This window comes from Streptomyces sp. NBC_01485, from assembly GCF_036227125.1.
Taxonomy (GTDB): Bacteria; Actinomycetota; Actinomycetes; order Streptomycetales; family Streptomycetaceae; genus Streptomyces.
Genome location: NZ_CP109435.1, coordinates 7,167,425 through 7,185,801, shown reverse-complemented (window position 1 = coordinate 7,185,801; position 18,377 = coordinate 7,167,425). Strand labels below are relative to the sequence as shown.

General features: G+C 70.1%; 13 protein-coding genes. 6 read left to right on the top strand and 7 right to left on the bottom strand.

What is annotated here, in order from left to right; all coding sequences use genetic code 11:
* The first annotated feature begins 160 nt into the window (after nucleotides 1–160).
* Nucleotides 161–1,447, top strand: coding sequence for a ribonuclease D (locus OG352_RS32525; protein WP_329221850.1), 1,287 nt, complete (start codon nucleotides 161–163; stop codon nucleotides 1,445–1,447).
* Nucleotides 1,448–1,507: 60 nt separating this feature from the next.
* On the opposite strand, the gene OG352_RS32520 is transcribed toward OG352_RS32525, so the two are convergent.
* The 3 genes from OG352_RS32520 to OG352_RS32510 are packed head-to-tail and all read right to left on the bottom strand — an operon-like array spanning nucleotide 1,508 to nucleotide 4,622.
* On the bottom strand, nucleotides 1,508–2,338 hold the full coding sequence (locus tag OG352_RS32520) for a carbohydrate ABC transporter permease (RefSeq protein ID WP_329221849.1): 831 nt from the start codon (nucleotides 2,336–2,338) through the stop codon (nucleotides 1,508–1,510).
* Nucleotides 2,335–3,279 carry a carbohydrate ABC transporter permease gene (locus OG352_RS32515; protein ID WP_329221848.1) on the bottom strand — a complete coding sequence of 315 codons (945 nt, stop codon included), beginning with the start codon at nucleotides 3,277–3,279 and terminating at the stop codon, nucleotides 2,335–2,337. The genes OG352_RS32520 and OG352_RS32515 overlap by 4 nt, the downstream gene beginning before the upstream one ends.
* Complete coding sequence (locus OG352_RS32510; RefSeq protein ID WP_443072407.1) at nucleotides 3,279–4,622, bottom strand: extracellular solute-binding protein; 1,344 nt, start codon at nucleotides 4,620–4,622, stop codon at nucleotides 3,279–3,281. Before OG352_RS32510 ends, OG352_RS32515 begins: the two co-directional genes overlap by 1 nt.
* 192 nt (nucleotides 4,623–4,814) lie before the next feature.
* On the opposite strand from OG352_RS32510, the gene OG352_RS32505 reads away from it, so the two are divergent.
* From OG352_RS32505 to OG352_RS32485, 5 genes are all read left to right on the top strand, one after another.
* The gene (locus tag OG352_RS32505; protein ID WP_329221847.1) at nucleotides 4,815–7,187 is read left to right on the top strand and encodes a glycoside hydrolase family 2 protein; all 2,373 of its coding nucleotides are present in this window, start codon (nucleotides 4,815–4,817) and stop codon (nucleotides 7,185–7,187) included.
* Nucleotides 7,184–8,221 (top strand): LacI family DNA-binding transcriptional regulator, encoded by a 1,038-nt coding sequence (locus tag OG352_RS32500; RefSeq protein WP_329221846.1) that lies wholly within the window; start codon nucleotides 7,184–7,186, stop codon nucleotides 8,219–8,221. The genes OG352_RS32505 and OG352_RS32500 overlap by 4 nt, the downstream gene beginning before the upstream one ends.
* A gap of 170 nt (nucleotides 8,222–8,391) precedes the next feature.
* Nucleotides 8,392–9,612: a thiolase family protein gene (locus OG352_RS32495; protein WP_329221845.1), complete on the top strand. Its 1,221-nt coding sequence runs from the start codon at nucleotides 8,392–8,394 to the stop codon at nucleotides 9,610–9,612.
* Nucleotides 9,609–11,744: a 3-hydroxyacyl-CoA dehydrogenase NAD-binding domain-containing protein gene (locus OG352_RS32490; protein ID WP_329221843.1), complete on the top strand. Its 2,136-nt coding sequence runs from the start codon at nucleotides 9,609–9,611 to the stop codon at nucleotides 11,742–11,744. Before OG352_RS32495 ends, OG352_RS32490 begins: the two co-directional genes overlap by 4 nt.
* A gap of 127 nt (nucleotides 11,745–11,871) precedes the next feature.
* Entirely contained in the window at nucleotides 11,872–12,255 is a 384-nt protein-coding gene (locus tag OG352_RS32485; protein WP_329221842.1) for an NTP pyrophosphohydrolase, read from the top strand.
* A gap of 19 nt (nucleotides 12,256–12,274) precedes the next feature.
* Here the strand turns inward: OG352_RS32485 and OG352_RS32480 are convergent, their stop codons facing one another.
* The 4 genes from OG352_RS32480 to OG352_RS32465 all read right to left on the bottom strand — a co-directional run bounded on the left by OG352_RS32480 (nucleotide 12,275) and on the right by OG352_RS32465 (nucleotide 18,218).
* On the bottom strand, nucleotides 12,275–13,777 hold the full coding sequence (locus OG352_RS32480; RefSeq protein WP_329221840.1) for an amino acid permease: 1,503 nt from the start codon (nucleotides 13,775–13,777) through the stop codon (nucleotides 12,275–12,277).
* 161 nt (nucleotides 13,778–13,938) lie between these two features.
* The gene (gene dxs, locus OG352_RS32475; RefSeq protein WP_329224047.1) at nucleotides 13,939–15,864 is read right to left on the bottom strand and encodes a 1-deoxy-D-xylulose-5-phosphate synthase; all 1,926 of its coding nucleotides are present in this window, start codon (nucleotides 15,862–15,864) and stop codon (nucleotides 13,939–13,941) included.
* 231 nt (nucleotides 15,865–16,095) lie between these two features.
* The gene (locus OG352_RS32470; RefSeq protein WP_329221838.1) at nucleotides 16,096–17,433 is read right to left on the bottom strand and encodes a sugar ABC transporter permease; all 1,338 of its coding nucleotides are present in this window, start codon (nucleotides 17,431–17,433) and stop codon (nucleotides 16,096–16,098) included.
* A complete protein-coding gene (locus OG352_RS32465; RefSeq protein WP_329221836.1) occupies nucleotides 17,430–18,218 on the bottom strand; it encodes an ATP-binding cassette domain-containing protein in 789 nt (262 codons plus the stop codon). Before OG352_RS32465 ends, OG352_RS32470 begins: the two co-directional genes overlap by 4 nt.
* Between the last annotated feature and the right edge of the window lie 159 nt (nucleotides 18,219–18,377).

Below are 18,377 nucleotides of genomic sequence, written 5' to 3'. Positions count from 1 at the left end.
CCCCGCACTCTCTCCCGCGCTCCCTTCCGCGCTCCCCCGCCCCCTCCTTCCCCCCTCCTTCACCCCGACTTCACCGAGCTGACTGGTTTACGACCCTCTGACGCCCGTCGACGGAACGTTCCGTCGGCGGGCGCCGTCCATACACAGATACCCTTGACAGGTGACCGACGCCCAAGAAACCGCAGCAGCCAGCTCACTGCGAACCACCGGAGGCGCCCCTCCGGACGATGGCGGATCCACTGCTTCCGGGGCGCCGACACCTCTGCTGGAACCGCGCGAGGGCATTCCTCCCGTGATCGTCGACGAAACGACGCTCGCCGAGGTGATCGCCGCCTTCGCCGCCGGCTCCGGTCCCGTCGCCGTCGACGCCGAGCGGGCCTCCGGTTACCGCTACGGACAGCGCGCCTATCTGGTGCAGCTACGTCGCGAGGGCGCCGGCAGCGCGTTGATCGACCCCGTGGCCTGCCCCGACCTCTCCGCGCTCGGCGAGGCCCTCTCCGACGTCGAGTGGGTGCTGCACGCGGCCACCCAGGATCTGCCGTGTCTGCGCGAGATAGGCATGGTGCCGACGCGGCTGTTCGACACCGAGCTGGCCGGACGGCTCGCCGGATTCCCGCGGGTCGGCCTCGGCGCGATGGTCGAAGGCGTGCTGGGCTTCGTCCTCGAGAAGGGCCACTCCGCGGTCGACTGGTCGACGAGGCCGCTGCCCGAGCCGTGGCTGCGGTACGCGGCCCTCGACGTCGAGCTCCTGGTCGACCTGCGCGACGCGCTGGAGAAGGAGCTGGACCGGCAGGGCAAGCTGGAGTGGGCCCACCAGGAGTTCGACGCGATCGCGTCCGCCCCGCCGCCCGAGCCCCGCAAGGACCCCTGGCGCCGCACGTCCGGCATGCACAAGGTGCGCCGGCGGCGGCAGTTGGGCGTCGTGCGGGAGCTGTGGCAGACCCGGGACAAGATCGCGCAGCGGCGGGACGTGTCGCCGGGCAAGGTGCTGTCGGACGCGGCCATCGTGGAGGCCGCGCTCGCCCTTCCGGTGAACGTGCAGGCGCTGGCCGCGCTGACCGGGTTCGGGCACCGGACGGGACGACGGCAGCTCGAGCAGTGGCAGGCGGCGGTCGACCGGGCGAAGGCGCTCAGCGAGTCCCAACTGCCGCAGCCGGGGCAGCAGGTGACGGGGCCTCCGCCGCCGCGGGCCTGGGCCGACAAGGATCCGGCGGCGGCCGCGCGGCTCAGTGCGGCGCGGTCGGCCGTCTCGGCGCTGGCCGAGGAGCTGAACATGCCGCAGGAGAACCTCATCGCTCCGGACTCGGTGCGCAGGGTGTGCTGGGAGCCTCCGGCGGTCGACCAGGAAGCCGTTGCCGGTGCGCTTGTCGCGTACGGAGCGCGGGCCTGGCAGGTGGAGCAGGTCGCGCCCGTGTTGGTCGCGGCGCTGTCCGAGAAGGATGCCTAGCCGCCGTAGGGCCTTCCGTCGTACGGCGGCTGCGGGTCGTCTGCCGTTTCTCAAGGACCCTCACCTCGTCGCTCCTCTCATGAAGCCGTTGTAGATGTATTTCTGGAGGGCCAGGAAGACGATCAGTGTCGGCAGGATGACCAGGACCGCTCCTGCCGAGATCGTTTCCCAGTGGGCGGCGTAGGGGCCCTTGAAGCGGAACAGGGACGTCGAGATCACGCCAAGATCTTGTGACGGCATGTAGAGGAACGGGATGTAGAAGTCGTTGTAGACGGCGATCCCCTTCACGATCACGACCGTCGCGATCGCGGGTTTCAGCAACGGGAAGATGATCTTCCGGTAGATCGTGAAGGCGTTGGCGCCGTCGAGCCGGGCGGCCTCGTCCAGGGAGATCGGGATCGAGCGCACGAACTGCAGGAAGATGTAGATCGAGACGATGTCCGTGCCCATGTAGAGGGCGATCGGCGCCCACCGGGTGTCGAACATGCCGAGGCTGTGGACGATCTGGAAGGTGGCCACCTGGGTGGTCACCCCGGGGACCAGCGCGGCGACCAGGAACAGGGCGATCACCAGTTTCCGGAAGCGGAAGGTGAACCGGTCGATCGCGTACGCGGTCATCGAGCCGATCAGGACCGTTCCGCCGACGGAGACGACGAGGATGAAGGCGGTGTTCCCGAACGCCCTGAGCATGCCGCCGTCCTGGAACGCCGTCACGTAGTTGTGGAAGTTCAGCAGGTCGTGCGGGAGCGTGAGCGCTCCGCCGCCGTTCGCCGTCTCGTTCTCGGTCTTCAGGGACGTCAGGAGGACGACGCCCAGCGGGAGCAGGACGATCAGCGTCGCGGCGATCAGCGACAGGTACACGAGGGCGCGGGCCACGGCTCGGCGTGTCATACAAGATCCACCCTGTCGTCCGGGACGAGGCGTCGCTGCACCCAGGTGACCAGCAGGATGATCAGCAGCAGCACGACGGCCGCCGCCGAGGCGAGCCCCGTCTTGTTGAACTGGAAGGCCAGCTTCACGGTCTGGATCACGAAGGTCTCGGTGCCGGTCGCCCCGCCGGTCATGATGTACGGGATCTCGAAGGCCGAGAGGGAGCCGGAGACGGACAGGATCACCGTCAGGGTCAGCACCGGCTTGATGCCGGGCAGGATGATGTAGCGGAACTGGTGCCAGCGGCCGGCGCCGTCCAGTTCGGCCGCCTCGTACAGCTCCCCCGGGATGGACTGGATCGCGCCGAGGAACAGGACGAAGTTCATGCCGAGGTAGCGCCAGATCGAGACGCCGGCCAGGGAGACGTTCGCCGAGGTGGGGGTACCCAGCCAGGCGTGGTCGGTGTGGTAGCCGAAGAGGCCGAGGACCGTGTCGAAGGTGCCGCGGTCCTGGAAGAAGTAGAGGAAGACGAAACCGATCGCCACGCCGTTGACCAGGGACGGGAAGAAGAGCACGCCCTTGAAGAAGTTCCGGAAACGGATGTTGAAGCTCAGGATCGTCGCGAAGTAGAGCGCGGCGACGATCTGGATCACCGAGGCGGCCAGGTAGTAGCCGCTCACCCAGAAGACCTGGAAGAGGTCCTCCCTGGTGAAGATCTCCGTGTAGTTCCCGGCGCCCGTGTAGTGCAGCTCGGGGCTCACGCCGTCCCAGTCGGTGAAGCTGTAGGCCACCATGTTGGCGATCGGCGCGTAGGTGAAGGTGATCAGCAGGGCGAGCGGGGCGAGCAGGAACAGCCAGGGGGTCAGCAGCCGCCAGGCCTTGTGGGTGCTGCGGGCGGGGGTGCCGCGGGCGGGGGTGTGCGGGTGAGTGCGGGGGCGGGCGTGCAGGGGAGTGTGTGTCATCAGTCGCCCACGTTCGCTTGCGCCCCGGTCCACTTCTTGGTGAGGCCGCCGAGGAAGTCGTCCAGGCTGCCCTTCTTGGCGCCGCGTGCGAGGTCGACCAGGTCCTGGCGGTACTCGGGCTTGTAGATGCCGACCTCGGACTCGTCGTCGATCAGCTTGACCTTCGCACCCGCCGCGTCGTCCAGCTCGATGAGTCTGACGCCCGCCGTCTCGTACGGCTTCAGCACCTCGGGCATCGCCGCGTCCTTGAGCGGGGAGATCGCCAGGTTGTCCTTGTCGTAGCCGGACTTGTCGGTGAACCAGTCGATCCAGGCGCGGGCCGCCTCCTTGTGCGGGGAGTGGACGTTGACGGCCTGGTTGTAGTCGGGGCCGACGGTCGCGCAGTACGCGCCGTCCGTCTGGGCGGGGAACGGCATGAAGCCGATGTCGTCCGGGTTCACGCCGGCCTTCTTCGCGGCGTCCTGGAACTGGATGATCGCCCAGGTGCCGAGCCACTGGGTGGCGATCTCGCCCTTGGCCGTGCGGGGCTTGGACTCCTCCCAGTTGCTGGTCGTCGGGTCCTTCTCGGCGAGACCCTGCTTGACGATGTCGTACAGCAGCGTGTCCCCGACGCGCAGGTCGGAGCCCGCGGCCCAGGGGTCGCCCGCGGCGAGTTTCGTGGTGGCCTGCGGGTCGCAGTGGACCGAGCCGTCGACGTACGTCCACGAGGTCAGCGGCCACTGCGCGGCGAAGTTGGTGTAGTAGGGGACCGCGTCGGTCTTCGCCTTGATCGCCTTCAGGTCGGTGAGGAACTCGGCCGGGGTGGTGGGCCATTGGGTGACCCCGGCCTCCTTCCAGACCCGCTTGTTGTAGACGAAGCCGGGCATCACGCCGACCGGGCTCTGGCCGTAGACCTTGCCGCCGACGGTGGTGAACTCGGTGAACCGGTATTTCTTGCTGCGTTCGGCGGCGGTGCCGAGGGAGGCGAAGAACTTCGGGTAGTCGTCCTTCTTGATGACAGCGGGGATCAGCAGGACGTCGCCGTAGTCGTCCGTGTTCATCCGGATCTTGATCTCGGACTCGTAGTTGGTGAGGGCCTGGAACTCCACTTTGACCTTGGGATAGGTCTTGTTGAACTCGGCGGCGTACTTCTTCATCGTGCCGTCCTGCACGAGGTCGGTCCGCACGGTGAGGACCGTGATGGTGCCGCTGACCTTCGCCGGGTCGGCGGGCGCCTCGGCGTCCGCGCCCTTCGTGCTGGCTCCGGTGCCGGTGCAGCCCGGGAGCAGCAGGGCGGCTCCCGCGACCGTGGCGAGGACCTGGACTGTACGGCGGTTCGTGTGCCGGTTCAGCTGCCGGTTCATGTGCATCACTTCCGTTCTCCGGACGTTCTCGGGACGTTCTCGGACGGACGCGCACCTGCGGGTCGATCGGACACGAGCGGGTTGGCTGATTCGGCACTCTGACAGCGCTTTCCTCAACCGGTAAAGTCCCATTCCCGCCAACGATGAATAAATGGCGCTCAGTTATGGGCTTGACCGGTTTAGGGAGTGCGCATGCTGGAGGCCTCACCGCTCGACGACGGATGGCAACTGCGGCACGAGGGAAAGGCGCTCCCGGCCGTGGTGCCGGGCTGTGTGCACACCGATCTGCTCGCCGCCGGGGTGATCCCGGACCCGTTCCTCGGCACGGGTGAGACCGAGGTCGCGTGGGTGGGGCGGCGCGAGTGGACGTACGAGACGGAGCTGCCGGCCGCGGCGTCCGGGCATGAGCAGACCGACCTGGTCTTCGACGGACTCGACACGGTCGCGGAGATCACGCTGGGCGGTCAACTCCTGGGCCGGGTGCGGAACATGCACCGCTCGTACCGCTTCGACGTGACGGGGCTGGGCGGGCCGCTGGCCGTCCGGTTCGTCTCGGCCTACGCCGAGGCGGAGGCCGTGCGCGGGAAGGTCGGCGACCGCCCGGCCGCCTACGCCGAGCCGTACCAGTACGTGCGCAAGATGGCCTGCTCGTTCGGCTGGGACTGGGGGCCGACCCTGGTGACGGCCGGGATCTGGCGGCCGGTGCGGGTGGAGCGCTGGTCGACGGCCCGGCTGGCGCGGGTGCGCCCGCTGGTCACCGTCGAACAGGGCGTCGGGGTCGTCGAGTTGCGGGTGGACGTGGAGCGCACCCGGGTGGAGGCCGGGCTCACCCTGGAGGCCCGGGTGGGGGGCGTGCGGGCGCGGGCCGAGGTGACGGGGTCGAGCGGCGTCGTACGGGTGGAGGTGCCGGACGCGGAGCTGTGGTGGCCGCGCGGGTACGGCGAACAGCCGTTGTACGACGTCGAGTTGACGTTGCATCACGGGAGCGCGCCGCTCGACGTCTGGCGGCGGCGCGTCGGTTTCCGCAGCGTCGAACTGGACACCTCCGCCGATGCGCACGGGACCGGGTTCACCCTGGTCGTCAACGGGGAGCGGCTCTTCGCGCGGGGGGTCAACTGGATCCCGGACGACGTGTTTCCGTCCCGGGTGAGCCGGGAGCGCTACCGCACGCGGCTCGGGCAGGCGGCCGGCGCCGGGGTCGACCTGGTCCGGGTCTGGGGCGGCGGGATCTACGAGAGCGAGGACTTCTACGACGCCTGCGACGAGCTGGGTCTGCTGGTGTGGCAGGACTTTCCGTTCGCGTGCGCGGCCTACCCGGAGGAGCAGCCGCTGCGCGGCGAGGTGGAGGCGGAGGCCCGCGAGAACGTCGTACGGCTGATGCCGCATCCGTCGCTCGTGCTGTGGAACGGGAACAACGAGAACCTGTGGGGGTTCCGGGACTGGGGGTGGGCGGAGCAGCTCGGCGGGGACTCCTGGGGCGAGGGGTACTACCTGGGCGTACTGCCGCGTGTGGTGGGCGAGTTGGATCCGACGCGGCCGTACACGGCGGGGAGTCCGTGGTCGGGTTCGTGGGAGCACCATCCGAACGATCCGGCGCACGGGACGCACCACTCGTGGGAGGTGTGGAACCGGCAGGACTACGCGGAGTACCGGAGCGAAGTGCCGCGGTTCGTCGCCGAGTTCGGGTGGCAGGCGCCGCCCGCGCACGCGACGCTGCGGCGGGCGCTGCCGGGTGAGGAGCTCGCGGCGGACTCCCCCGGCATGCTGCACCACCAGAAGGCGGAGGACGGCAACGGCAAGCTGGAGCGCGGGCTCGCCCGCCACTTCGCCGTGCCCGAGGGGGACTTCGACCGGTGGCACTACCTCACGCAGGTCAACCAGGCGCGGGCGGTGGCGACGGGGATCGAGCACTGGCGGTCGCACTGGCCGGTGTGCGCGGGCACGATCGTCTGGCAGCTCAACGACTGCTGGCCGGTGACGTCCTGGGCGGCGATCGACGGGGACGGGCGGGAGAAGCCGCTGTACCACGAGCTGCGCCGGCTGTACGCGGACCGGCTGCTCACACTCCAAGTGCGTGGCGACGGGCTGGTGTTGGCGGCCGTCAACCAGTCCGCCGAGCAGTGGACGGGGACCGTGTCGTTGCGGCGGGTGTCCGTGTCGGGGGAGGTGGTCGGCGCGGCGAGCGTGGAACTGGCCGTCGGCGCGCGGGCGGTGGGTGAGGTGCGGGTGCCGGTGGAGCTGGCGCCGGCCGGGGCGAAGGAGCTTCTCGTGGCGGACGTGGACAGGCTGCGGGCCGTGCACTTTCCGGTGCCGGATCGTGAAGTCCCGTATCCGCAGCCCGAGTTCGAGGTGAGTGTGGCGCCGGGGGCCGTCACGGTCACGGCCCGCACCCTGGTCCGGGACCTGCTGTTGCAGGCCGACCGGCTGGATCCGGGGGCGCGCGCCGACCGGGGGCTGGTGACGTTGCTGCCCGGGGAGCGGGTGACCATCCACGTCGTGGGCTGGGAGACTCCGGACGCCGCCGCCGCCCGGGCCGCGCTGTACTGCCAGGAGCCCGCTCGATGACAGCGTCCCCGTCGCCTCGCGTCACCATCAAGGACGTCGCCGCGCGCGCCGGAGTGTCCAAGGGCGCCGTGTCGCTGGCCTTCAACCGCAAGCCGGGGCTGTCGGAGGCGACCCGGGACCGGATCTTCGCGGCGGCGCGGGAGCTGGGCTGGGAGCCGAACCTCACGGCCCGGTCGCTGTCCAGCTCCCGGGTGGACGTGGTGGGGCTCGCGATCTGCCGGCCGGCCCGGATGCTGGGCCTGGAGCCGTTCTACATGGAGTTCGTCTCCGGGGTGGAGAGCGTGCTGACCGAGCACTCCTGCTCGCTGCTGCTGCGGCTGGTGCGCAGCGTCGAGGAGGAGGTCGGGCTGCACGAGTCGTGGTGGCGGGGCCGGCAGATCGGCGGGTCGATCCTGGTGGACTTCCGGGCCGACGATCCCCGGGTGGCGGCGGCCGAGCGGCTCGGGATACCGGTGGTCGCGGTCGGGCATCCGTCGCTGACCGGGAACCTGACGTCCGTGTGGACCGACGACGCGACGGCGGTGACGGAGGCGGTGCGGTATCTGGCGGCGCTCGGGCACCGGCGGGTCGCGCGGGTCGGGGGCGCGGCGGCGCTCGGGCACACGACGATCCGGACGGCGGCCTTCGACGCGGCGGCGCGGAGCCTGGGGCTGGCCGGGGCGTGGCAGGTCGCCACGGACTACTCCGGGGAGGCGGGGGCGCGGGCGACCCGGTCGATGCTGACCGCCGCTCCGCCGGACCGGCCGACGGCGATCGTCTACGACAACGACATCATGGCGGTGGCCGGGCTGGCGGTGGCGGCCGAGATGGGACTCGGCGTGCCGGGGGACGTCTCGCTGCTCGCCTGGGACGACTCGCAGTTGTGCCGGCTCACCCATCCGACGCTCTCCGCGATGAGCCATGACGTGCACGGATTCGGCGCGGAGGCGGCCCGGACGCTGTTCGGGGTGATCACGGGGGCGGGTCCGGGATCGCACCCCGTGCCCACGCCGGTGCTGACGCCGAGAGGGTCGACCGCACCGCCCCGAGGGTGAGCTCGAACGGGACTGCGGGCGGGATGGCTTACGTTTCCCGGGTGTGACCTTCGCCGCTTGGCCCTCCCGGACTGGGCAGCCACGTTACCCACAAGTAGCATGGGTTATGAGCGCGCGCTCAGCGCTTGTGAGTCGCAGCAGTGCCACCCCGCACCTGGAGGAGAGCCATCGTGCCTCGTACCGTCAGGGACGTCGTCTTCGTAGACGGCGTCCGTACCCCGTTCGGCAAGGCGGGCCCGAAGGGCATCTACCACGAGACCCGGGCCGACGACCTCGTCGTGAAGGCGATCCGGGAGCTGCTGCGCCGCAACCCCGGTCTCGACCCCGCGAAGATCGACGAGGTCGCCATCGCCGCGACCACGCAGATCGGCGACCAGGGCCTGACCATCGGCCGCACCGCCGGCATCCTCGCGGGTCTGCCGACCTCGGTGCCCGGTTACTCGATCGACCGCATGTGCGCGGGCGCCCTGACCGCGGTCACCTCGGTCGCCGGCTCCGTCGCCTTCGGCGCGTACGACATCGCCATCGCCGGCGGTGTCGAGCACATGGGCCGCCACCCGATGGGCGAGGGCGTGGACCCCAACCCGCGCTTCGTCAGCGAGAAGCTGGTCGACGAGTCCGCCCTGTTCATGGGCATGACGGCGGAGAACCTGCACGACCGCTACCCGCACATCACCAAGCAGCGCGCCGACGAGTACGCCGTGCGCTCCCAGGAGAAGGCCGCCAAGGCGTACGCCAACGGCAAGATCCAGGCCGACCTGGTGCCGATCTCGGTCCGCCGCACCAACCCGGAGGCCGGTGAGACGGGCTGGGGCCTGGTCACCGCCGACGAGCCGATGCGTCCGGGCACCACCCTGGAGAACCTCTCCGGGCTGAAGACCCCGTTCCGCGTCCACGGCCGGGTCACCGCCGGTAACGCGGCCGGTCTGAACGACGGTGCGACCGCTTCCCTCATCGCGTCCGAGGACTTCGCGCGCGAGCACGGCCTGCCGGTGAAGATGCGCCTCGTCGCGTACTCCTTCGCGGGCGTCGAGCCGGAGGTCATGGGCTACGGCCCGATCCCGGCCACGGAGAAGGCCCTCGCGCAGGCGGGTCTGTCCATCTCCGACATCGGTCTCTTCGAGGTCAACGAGGCGTTCGCCGTCCAGGTCCTGGCCTTCCTCGACCACTACGGCATCGCGGACGACGACGAGCGCGTCAACCAGTACGGCGGCGCGATCGCCTTCGGCCACCCGCTGGCCTCCTCCGGCGTCCGGCTGATGACGCAGCTGGCCCGCCAGTTCGAGGAGCAGCCGAACGTCCGCTACGGCCTGACCACCATGTGCGTCGGCTTCGGCATGGGCGCGACGGTCATCTGGGAGAACCCGCACTTCGACGGAGGCGACAAGTGAGCACCACCGAACTCCTGAAGCGCGCGGCCGAGTTGTTCCCCGGCGAGGTCGTCACGCAGGCGCACGTACGCCACCTGGACCTGCCGTCCGGCGCGGGGCGCTTCGCCCTGATCACGCTGGACAACGGGCTGGACCACACCAAGCCGACCACCTTCGGGCCGCAGTCCCTCGCGAACCTCGACGTCGCGATCGACCAGGTCGAGAAGGAGGCCAAGGCCGGCGAGATCGTCGGTGTCGGCGTCACCGGCAAGCCGTTCATCTTCGCGGTCGGCGCGGACCTCAAGGGCGTCGAGCTCCTCAAGGAGCACGCCGACGCGCTCGCCATCGGCAAGGGCGGCCACGAGGTCTTCAAGCGGCTGTCGGGCCTCGCGGTCCCGACCTTCGCGTACTACAACGGCGCGGCGATGGGCGGCGGCGTCGAGGTCGGTCTGCACTGCGCGTACCGCACCGTCTCGAAGGCGATTCCCGCGTTCTCCCTCCCCGAGGTCTTCCTCGGTCTGGTCCCCGGCTGGGGCGGCTGCGCGCTGCTGCCGAACCTGATCGGCGCCGACAAGGCCGTCTCGGTGATCATCGAGAACAGCCTCAACCAGAACAAGCAGCTCAAGGGCCAGCAGGTCTTCGACCTGGGGATCGCCGACGCGCTCTTCGAGGGCGTCGACTTCCTGGAGCAGTCGCTGATCTGGACGGCGAACGTCCTCAAGGGCGACGTCGAGGTCGAGCGTCCGGTGATCGACCGCGGCGCCGCCTGGGACCAGGCCGTCGCGCGCGGCCGGTCCGTCGCGGACGGCAAGGTGCACGGGGCGGCCCCGGCCGCGTACCGCGCGCTGGACATCATCGCCGCCGCGAAGAACGGCGACCTGCAGCAGGGCTACGACGCCGAGGACGTCGCCCTCGCCGACCTGATCATGGGTGGCGAACTGCGCTCCGGCATCTACGCGTTCAACCTGGTGCAGAAGCGCGGCAAGCGCCCGGCGGGCGCCCCGGACAAGAACCTGGCCCGCCCGGTCACCAAGGTCGGCGTCGTGGGCGCGGGCCTGATGGCCTCGCAGCTCGCGCTGCTCTTCCTGCGCCGCCTGGAGGTCCCGGTCGTCCTCACGGACATCGACCAGGAGCGCGTCGACAAGGGTGTGGGCTACGTCCACGCCGAGATCGAGAAGCTGCTGGGCAAGGGCCGGATCAACCAGGACAAGGCCAACCGCCTGACGGCCCTGGTGAGCGGTGTCCTGGACAAGGCCGAGGGCTTCGCGGACGCGGACTTCATCATCGAGGCCGTGTTCGAGGAGATCGGCGTCAAGCAGCAGGTGTTCGCGGAGGTCGAGGCGGTCGCCCCGGCGCACGCGATCCTCGCGACCAACACCTCGTCGCTCTCGATCACCGAGATGGCGTCGAAGCTGAAGAACCCCGAGCGGGTCGTGGGCTTCCACTTCTTCAACCCGGTCGCGATCCTGCCGCTGCTGGAGATCGTCCGCGGCGAGCAGACCGACGACGCGTCGCTGGCCACCGCGTTCGCCGTCGCCAAGAAGCTGAAGAAGACCGCGGTCCTGGTGAAGGACGCCCCGGCGTTCGTCGTGAACCGCGTCCTGACCCGCTTCATGGGCGAGGTGCAGAACGTCATCGACGAGGGCACCTCGGTCGAGGTGGCGGAGAAGGCGGTGGAGCCGCTGGGCCTGCCGATGTCCCCGCTGGTCCTGCTGGAGCTGGTCGGTCCGGCGATCGGTCTGCACGTCTCGGAGACCCTCCACCGGGCGTTCCCGGACCGCTTCACGGTCTCCGCGAACCTCGCGGCCGTCGTCAAGGCGGGCAAGCGCGGCTTCTACGTCTACTCCGCCGAGAACGGCTTCAAGCCGGAGCTGGACCCCGAGGTCGCCGCGCTGCTGAAGCAGGGCGACACCGCCCTGACGGAGGAGCAGGTGCGGGCGCGCGTCCTGGACGCGGTGGCGCAGGAGATCGGGCTCATGCTCGACGAGGGCGTCGTCGCCGAGGCCCAGGACATCGACCTGTGCCTGATCACGGGCGCCGGCTGGCCCTTCCACCTGGGCGGCATCACCCCGTACCTGGACCGCGAGGGCGTCTCCGACCGCGTGAACGGCAAGAAGTTCCTGGCGCCGGGCGTGGCGTCGGTCCCGGCGTAACCGCCGTAACCGCTTGTACGGAGGGCCTCCGCCACTCGGCGGGGGCCCTCTGCCGTTGCTCTGCCGGTCGCTCTGCCGTCGCTGCGAGATGAGCGCGACGGGGGCCGCCCGTGCGACCCTGGGAGCCATGGACGGCTCCCCTGACGACACCGCCGCGTTGCTCGTGATCGTCGACGGCGCGAACGTCGTCGGGTCGGTGCCCGACGGGTGGTGGCGGGATCGGCGGGGGGCCGCCGAGCGGCTGCGGGACCGGCTGGCCGTGGACGGGCTGCCGGGGCACTCCGGGACCGTGGAGATCGTCCTCGTCGTCGAGGGCGCGGCCCGCGGGGTGGAGGCGGTGCCCGGCGTACGGGTGGAGGCGGCGCCCGGCAGCGGGGACGACCGGATCGTCGAACTGGTCGCCGGCGCCGGCGGGCGCCCCCGTCTGGTCGTCACGGCCGACCGCGAGCTGCGCCGCCGGGTGACGGAACTCGGCGCGGACGTCACGGGCCCGCGCTCGGTACGCGGCTGAGCATCTCCCCCGCGTCCCCCTACGCCGGAGGGGTCTGCCCCGCCGCCTGCTGCTCCCGTCCTAGTCGGCTGTGGGAGCGGCCGTAGAGGAAGTAGACGGCGGCGCCGACGGCCATCCAGATGCCGAACCGCAGCCAGGTCTCGGCGGGCAGGTTCAGCATCAGCCACAGCGAGGCCAGCACCGACACGATCGGCAGGGCCGGCACCCACGGGGTACGGAACGAACGGGGCAGGTCGGGGCGGGAGTTGCGGAGGATGATGACGCCGATCGCGACCACGATGAACGCGAACAGCGTGCCGATGTTGACCAGTTCGGCGAGTTCGCTGAGGCTGGTGAAGCCGGCCAGGATCGCGATGATCACGCCGAGCAGGATGGTCGGCCGGTGCGGGGTCCTGAACCGCGGGTGGACGTGGGAGAAGAAGCGCGGCAGGAGTCCGTCGCGGCTCATCGCGAAGAAGACCCGGGTCTGGCCGAGCAGCAGGATCATGCAGACCGTCGTCAGGCCGACGGCGGCGCCGAAGCTGATGAAGCCGGCGAACCAGGGGTGCCCGGTGGCCTTGAAGGCGTCGGCGAGCGGGGCGTCCACGGACAGTTCGCGGTAGTTCTGCATACCGGTCACGACGATCGACACGGCGACGTACAGCGTCGTACAGATGATGAGGGAGCCGATGATGCCGCGCGGCATGTCCCGCTGCGGGTTGCGGGTCTCCTCGGCGGCGGTGGCGACGACGTCGAAGCCGATGAACGCGAAGAAGACGACCGACGCGGCGGTGAAGATGCCCATCACACCGAAGTTGGACGGCGCCCAGCCGAACATCAGCTGGATCAGCGGGGCGTGCAGCCCGTCGCCCGCCGGCACCTCCTGCGCCTTGGGGACGAACGGGTCGTAGTTGTCGCCGTTGATGAAGAAGGCGCCCGCGACGATCACGGTCAGGACGACGGTCACCTTGATGGCGACGACGACGGAGGTCACCCGCGCGGAGAGCTTCGTGCCGACCACGAGGATGGCGGTGAGGACCAGGACCAGGGCGGCGGCGAGGATGTCGAAGCCGAAGCCGTCGGCGCCCTCCCGCCCGCTCAGCGCCGCCGGCAGATGCCAGCCCGCGTTGTCCAGCAGCGAGGCGACGTACCCGGACCAGCCGACGGCGACCACCGCCGTGCCGAGCGCGAACTCCAGGACCAGGTCCCAGCCGATGATCCAGGCGGGCAGCTCGCCGAGGGAGGCGTACGCGAAGGTGTACGCGGAGCCCGCCACCGGGACGGTGGAGGCGAACTCGGCGTAGCAGAGCGCGGCGAGCGCGCAGACGACCCCGGCCACCACGAAGGCCAGGGCGACGGCGGGACCGGCGTTGTTCTTGGCGACGGTGCCGGTGAGGACGAAGATGCCGGTGCCGATGATGACGCCGACGCCGAAGACGGTCAGATCGAGCGCGGTCAGGGATTTCCTGAGCGCGTGCTCGGGTTCCTCGGTGTCGAGGATGGACTGCTCGACCTTCTTCGTCCGGAAGAGGGTGCTGCTCACGGGTTTACCTCCCACGCTGTGTCGTCCTCGACATGATCGAGAGGGGGCGTGGTACGTATGCCCCGGCGCGAGCGGATTCACGCAAATGGGCCGGGTACACCACCCTTGACGGTGGTGAACCCGGCCCGTTCGCAGCAGTCGGGCGGGTCGGTCGCGGCGGGTCAGTCGCGCACGGGCTCGATCGAGTCGACTTCGGCGGCCGTGCTGCCGTACCTTCCGTCGAGCTTGGAGACGAGGCCGGTGACCTGGCGGGCGATGTCGGGGGCGGTGAGCCCGATCTCCGTCATGACCTCGGCGCGGGAGGCGTGGTCGAGGAAGCGCGGCGGGATGCCGAAGTCGCGCAGCGGGACGTCGACGCCCGCGTCGCGCAGGGCCTGGGCGATCGCCGAACCGACGCCGCCGACACGGGAGTTGTCCTCGACGGTGACGACGACGCGGTGCCGGTCGGCGAGGGGCGCCATGGCCTCGTCGACGGGCTTGACCCAGCGCGGGTCGACGACCGTGGTGGTGATGCCCTGCCGGTCGAGGAGGGTCGCGATCTCCAGGCACATCGGGGCGAGGGCGCCCACGGAGACCAGCAGCACGTCCGGGGTGTCGGTGCCGGCCTCGCGCAGCACGTCCATGCCGCCGACGCGTCCCACGGCCGGTACGGCGGGGCCGACGGCGCCCTTGGAGAAGCGGACGACGGTCGGCGCGTCCTCGACCGCGACGGCCTCGCGGAGCTGGGCGCGGACCTGGTCGGCGTCGCGCGGGGCCGCGAGCCTCAGGCCCGGGACGACCTGGAGGATCGACATGTCCCACATGCCGTTGTGCGAGGCGCCGTCGGTGCCGGTGACACCGGCCCGGTCCAGGACGAACGTCACACCGCACTTGTGCAGGGCGACGTCCATGAGCACCTGGTCGAAGGCGCGGTTGAGGAAGGTGGCGTACACCGCGAACACCGGATGCAGCCCGCCGGTGGCCAGGCCGGCGGCGGAGACGGCGGCGTGCTGCTCGGCGATGCCGACGTCGTAGATGCGGTTGGGGAAGGCGTCCGCGAACTTCTTCAGGCCGACCGGCTGGAGCATCGCCGCCGTGATCGCGACGATGTCCTCGCGCTCCTTGCCGAGCGCGACCATCTCGTCGCCGAAGACGGACGTCCAGTCGGCGCCCGAGGCCTTGACCGGCAGACCGGTGTCGGGGTGGATGGGGCCGATGCCGTGGAAGCGGTCCGCCTCGTCCTGGAGGGCGGGCTGGTAGCCGCGGCCCTTCTCGGTGAGGCAGTGCACGATCACCGGGCCGCCGAAGCGCTTGGCGCGGGCGAGGGCGGACTCCAGGGCCTCGATGTCGTGGCCGTCGATCGGGCCGACGTACTTCAGGCCGAGGTCCTCGAACATGCCCTGCGGGGCGATGAAGTCCTTCAGGCCCTTCTTCGCGCCGTGCAGGGTCTCGTAGAGCGGCCTGCCGACGACGGGCGTGCGCTCGAGCAGGTCCTTGCCCCGGGCGAGGAAACGCTCGTAGCCGTCCGTCGTGCGGAGGGTGGCGAGGTGGTTGGCGAGGCCGCCGATGGTCGGCGCGTACGAGCGCTCGTTGTCGTTGACGACGATCACCAGCGGGCGGTCCCCGTCGGCGATGTTGTTCAGCGCCTCCCAGGCCATGCCGCCGGTGAGCGCCCCGTCGCCGATGACTGCGACCACGTGGTCGTCGCGTTTCAGGATCTGGTTGGCCTTCGCGAGGCCGTCGGCCCAGCCGAGGACGGTGGAGGCGTGGCTGTTCTCGATGACGTCGTGCTCGGACTCCCCCTGCGAGGGGTAGCCGGAGAGGCCGCCCTTCATCTTCAGCCGCGAGAAGTCCTGCCGGCCCGTGAGCAGCTTGTGCACGTAGGACTGGTGGCCCGTGTCCCACAGCACCTTGTCCTTGGGGGACTCGAAGACCCGGTGCAGGGCGATGGTGAGCTCGACCACGCCGAGGTTGGGGCCGAGGTGGCCGCCGGTCTTGGACACGGCGTCGACGAGGAAGGTCCGGATCTCCTCGGCCAGCTGGTCGAGCTCCTCCGGGCTGAGCCGGTCCAGATCGCGCGGTCCCCTGATGCGGGTCAGCAGCGGCACCCGTGCCTCCTTGCAGTAAGAGCTGATCGAGCTGTTGCCGGGCTCGTCGAGTCTAATGTTCCGCCCGGGCGGACGGACTCCGGCCCATGCGTCATAGGTCACGCGAACGGCCGTACCCACAACGGGCCCTTCCTATGACACGACTGCGGCTCGGCAAACGTGGGAACGACTGTGCCCGGCATCCGTTCGGATACCGGGCACATCGGGTCGCCTGACGGACCAGCAGCTGTCCTAGCCGCGACCGGCGGCCTTCTGGCTCTTGCGGGAGACGGAGTCGATGACGACCGCGCCGAGGAGCACACCACCGGTGATCATGTACTGGATCGAGGTGTTCATGTTCAGCAGGTCGAGACCGGTCTGGATGGACTGGATGACCAGCATGCCCAGGAGGGCGGACCAGACGGTGCCGCGGCCGCCGAAGAGGCTGGTGCCGCCGATGACGGCCGCCGCGATGGCGAGCATCAGCGTGTTGCCGGCGCCGGCGCTCAGCGACGCGCCCGCGGTCTGACCGGCGAAGAACATGCCGCCGACCGCCGCGAAGCCGCCGGAGATGGCGAACACGGTGATGCGGATCATCGGCACGTTGATACCGGCGCGGCGGGCGGCCTCGATGCCGCCGCCGACCGCGAACACCTTGCGGCCGTAGCGCGTACGGCGCAGCACGAAGTCCACGATCACCAGCGCCGCGAGGAAGATCACGAGCGCGTTGGAGACACCGGACGCGTTGTTCAGCACGGCGGCCGACACGAACGCCGCGAGGGCCAGCAGGCCGACGCGCAGCAGGATCTCGCTGGTCGCACGGAACGGCACGCCCGCCGCCCGGCGGCGGCGCTGCTCACCGAAGTTGCCGACCGCGGACAGCACGACGGCGAGACCGGCCAGGATGTACGCGCCGATGATGGCCTGGTCCATGAAGAAGGAGTTCTGGCCGAGCAGGTGGATCGGGCCGGAGTCCGACGGCAGGTTGATCGTGCCGCTGGAGCCCAGCAGCCACAGCATCAGACCGTTCCAGCCGAGGAAGCCGGCCAGGGTCACCACGAAGGCCGGTACGCCGATCCTCGCGAAGAACCATCCTTGCAGGGCGCCGACCCCGACGCCGGTGACGACCGCCAGGAGCAGCGCGAGCCATGGGCCCACGCCGTGGTCCGTCACGAACACGGCGAACAGCGCGGACGCCAGACCGCTGACGGAACCGACCGACAGGTCGATCTCGCCGAGCAGCAGCACGAACACCAGGCCGATGGCGAGCATGCCGGTGGCCGACAGGAAGTAGCTGATGTTGGAGAGGTTGTCGGCGCTCAGGAAGCGGTCGTTCTTCAGCTGGAAGATGGTCCAGATGATGATCAGGCCGAGGACGACCGGGATCTGGCCCAGCTCACCGCCCTTGACCTTGCGCTTGAACTCGGTGACGTAGCCCTTGAGGCCCTCTTCGCGGACCAGCAGACGCGGGTCGACGACGGACACCCCGGCGGCCGTGGGGTCGTCCGCGGGCGCCACCGTCGCCTGGTCCTCGTCGAAGCCCTCGGGCTTCGGGGAGTCGCTCTTCACGGTCTTCGACGTGTCGCTCACTTTGCCGCCTCCGCGGTGCGCCCCGCACGACGGGTCACGGCGTTGTCCGTGGCACCCGTGATCGCGGCGATGATCTCTTCGTGGCTGGTGTCCTTCACGGGGAAGGAGCCGTTGTTCTTGCCCAGGCGCAGGACGGCGACGGTGTCCGCGACCGCCTTGACGTCGGCCATGTTGTGGCTGATGAGGATGACGCCGAGGTCGCGCTCGCGCAGCCGCTCGACCAGGTCGAGGACCTGCGCGGTCTGCTCGACGCCGAGAGCGGCGGTCGGCTCGTCGAGGATGACGACCTTCGGCTCGCCGATCAGCGCGCGGGCGATGGCGACGACCTGGCGCTGACCGCCGGAGAGGCTCGCGATCGGGATACGGACGCTCGGGATGCGGATGGAGAGCGTGGAGAGCAGCTCCCGCGAGTTCTTCTCCATCGTCACCTCGTCGATGACGCCGCGGTGCAGCAGCTCGCGTCCGAGGTAGAGGTTGCCGACCACGTCGAGGTTGTCGCACAGGGCGAGGTCCTGGTAGACGGTCGCGACGCCGAGTCCCTGGGCGTCGTGCGGCTTGGTGATGCTGACGGGCTTGCCCTCCCACTCGATGACGCCCTCATCGATGGGGTGGACACCCGCGATCGTCTTGACCAGGGTGGACTTTCCTGCGCCGTTGTCGCCCACCAGGGCGACCACTTCTCCGGCGTGAACCTCCAGCTCGACGTCGGTGAGCGCCTGCACCGCACCGAATCGCTTGGAGACTCCGCGCAACGCCAGCACGGGCGTAGCGGACACGTGAACCATCTCCTTCGCCGCCTGACCGGCGGGGATGCCGCGCGCAGAGAACCAGGCGCGGAGGGATGTGGGCGACGCGCGTGCACGCGACGTCGACGCACGAGGTTTACAAGATGAACATGCGCGAATCCGCTGCGCTTGGCAACGGTTCCGTCCGACGCCCGCCCC

Bases quoted from the DNA above. Each gene is read 5' to 3' on its own strand.
- OG352_RS32520 (WP_329221849.1), bottom strand. From the start codon at position 2,338: ATGACACGCCGAGCCGTGGCCCGCGCCCTCGTGTACCTGTCGCTGATC.
- OG352_RS32515 (WP_329221848.1), bottom strand. From the start codon at position 3,279: ATGACACACACTCCCCTGCACGCCCGCCCCCGCACTCACCCGCACACC.
- OG352_RS32510 (WP_443072407.1), bottom strand. From the start codon at position 4,622: ATGAACCGGCAGCTGAACCGGCACACGAACCGCCGTACAGTCCAGGTC.
- OG352_RS32505 (WP_329221847.1), top strand. From the start codon at position 4,815: ATGCTGGAGGCCTCACCGCTCGACGACGGATGGCAACTGCGGCACGAG.
- OG352_RS32500 (WP_329221846.1), top strand. From the start codon at position 7,184: ATGACAGCGTCCCCGTCGCCTCGCGTCACCATCAAGGACGTCGCCGCG.
- OG352_RS32485 (WP_329221842.1), top strand. From the start codon at position 11,872: ATGGACGGCTCCCCTGACGACACCGCCGCGTTGCTCGTGATCGTCGAC.
- OG352_RS32465 (WP_329221836.1), bottom strand. From the start codon at position 18,218: ATGGTTCACGTGTCCGCTACGCCCGTGCTGGCGTTGCGCGGAGTCTCC.